The organism is Roseovarius halophilus (ex Wu et al. 2025) (assembly GCF_047086965.1).
In genome coordinates this window covers 1-1,517 of record NZ_JBKOTX010000453.1, presented here as the reverse complement: position 1 = coordinate 1,517, position 1,517 = coordinate 1, and the positions used below count along the sequence as shown (strand labels likewise).

General features: G+C 60.8%; 2 protein-coding genes and 1 pseudogene. 1 reads left to right on the top strand and 2 read right to left on the bottom strand.

Annotation, left to right across the window (positions count from 1 at the left end; translation table 11 throughout):
- Positions 1 to 131: 131 nt before the first annotated feature.
- On the top strand, positions 132 to 416 hold the full coding sequence (locus ACH107_RS32750) for a hypothetical protein (protein WP_412509767.1): 285 nt from the start codon (positions 132 to 134) through the stop codon (positions 414 to 416).
- A gap of 441 nt (positions 417 to 857) precedes the next feature.
- On the opposite strand, the gene ACH107_RS32745 is transcribed toward ACH107_RS32750, so the two are convergent.
- On the bottom strand, positions 858 to 1,085 hold the full coding sequence (locus ACH107_RS32745; protein ID WP_412509766.1) for a hypothetical protein: 228 nt from the start codon (positions 1,083 to 1,085) through the stop codon (positions 858 to 860).
- Between the two features lie 354 nt (positions 1,086 to 1,439).
- Positions 1,440 to 1,517, bottom strand: a pseudogene (locus ACH107_RS32740) (hypothetical protein); the annotation flags it as partial.

The following is a 1,517-nucleotide window of genomic DNA, read 5'->3' as shown; positions in this document are numbered from 1 at the left end:
ATTTCTTGTTCATCTTCGCTCCTTGGTGGCTGCGATGAACCAGAAATCCTCCGTTACGAAAACCTCAAATCTGTCCCAAAGGCGCTGACGTCAGACACGGCCAAAAGAAATACGCATGCGCTGATGCAAGCATGACCCGGTGGGATTACTGCGTCAAATTCGTGCTTCCGCAGCGCCCGCCCCATCTGCATCGCCGCCCGGAGATCTCCGCCTTCCGAAGACAGGACAACCAGACGGACCGGAGCATGCGGCTCCGCACGCACGGCGTTCGAGACTACGTCGGAGTCGCTCGAGGTGATTTCGCCCTGGACAACAACAGCGAGGACGCGATCGTAGGCATCGTGATTTCGAACTTCCCACCCGACTTCGGACAAGCCGATGGTGGGGAGAAGGACAAGACAAACGGTCAACTGTAGAAACCGCGAAAAGTTCTTGAAAACAGTCATTACAAAATCCCCTTAATCGCAGAAGCACCAAATACGGTTCCAGAAGAAGAAGCTGATACTCAAGACTTGATCTCTCCGACATGCGGCGCAAAAATACAGCAGCAGAAGTTATTACGGCCCGTGCCATCCGACTGCGATGGTCTCACCACTAGTGTTCGCCACATTCTAGACAAATGACAGCTGTCATTATGTCGGCCCAACTTTGCACAGCACGTTTCTCGCGTTTCGCTGCCGTTTGTCCGAGGCTTAACGAAGTTCAATCCTTCGCCCTTCGTGTCGAATGCTGCAACGGCAAAGATCATGCGGGAGATCAGCTTCACAGGTTAGACATTCACTCCCGCCAGCCCTGTGCCGAAACATCGGACGACGCGATTACGAGGCCGCGCGCGCCCGGCCCGTGTCACGCGCTGATCAAGCCAGCTGCTCCTTGACCTTCTCGATCACGTCCTCGACCGACAGCCCGAGGCCCTCGAGCATCGACAGGTCGATCCCCTTGTCCTCGAGCATCGCCGACACGGCTTCGGGGTCCATCTCCGCGAGCGCGGAGAGGTCGATCCCGCTTTCGCTGATCTTCGAGACGATCCCGTCCGTGCCGCCGAACGCGTCCATCGCGCCGCCCAGCATATCTCCAAGTCCCATGGTGTGCTCCATTCCGATAAATCACACGGCAAGGCCGCGATGATCACCGTGCCATGTCCGCTTGCGGACCGAAAGACCCGCGAGGCACGTGAGCGTATCGTGGCCATCGCGTGCCGACGTCGCGCGACGAGCCCCACCGCGGTCCTCGGGGCGATCATATCGCTCCACTATCCGCCGGCGGTCGGTCAGGGTCGTGTACCACCTCCCCCATCCGGATCACCCGTCGCCGCGTCCAGCTCGGCCAGCCTGGCCCGGAGGCGCCCGGCCATGAGGTCATCGCCTGTGCCGCGCCCGGCGAGGCTGCGCAACTCCTCCGTGGCCCAGGCCGCCCGGCCGGCCGCGCGGCTGGCGGTTCAGCCCCTTCGGCCCGTGGAACACGGCATACATCGACGCCATCACGGCCAGAAGCGCCTGCGCGGTGCACACGTTCGA

Bases quoted from the DNA above. Each gene is read 5' to 3' on its own strand.
- ACH107_RS32745 (WP_412509766.1), bottom strand. From the start codon at position 1,085: ATGGGACTTGGAGATATGCTGGGCGGCGCGATGGACGCGTTCGGCGGC.
- ACH107_RS32750 (WP_412509767.1), top strand. From the start codon at position 132: ATGACCCGGTGGGATTACTGCGTCAAATTCGTGCTTCCGCAGCGCCCG.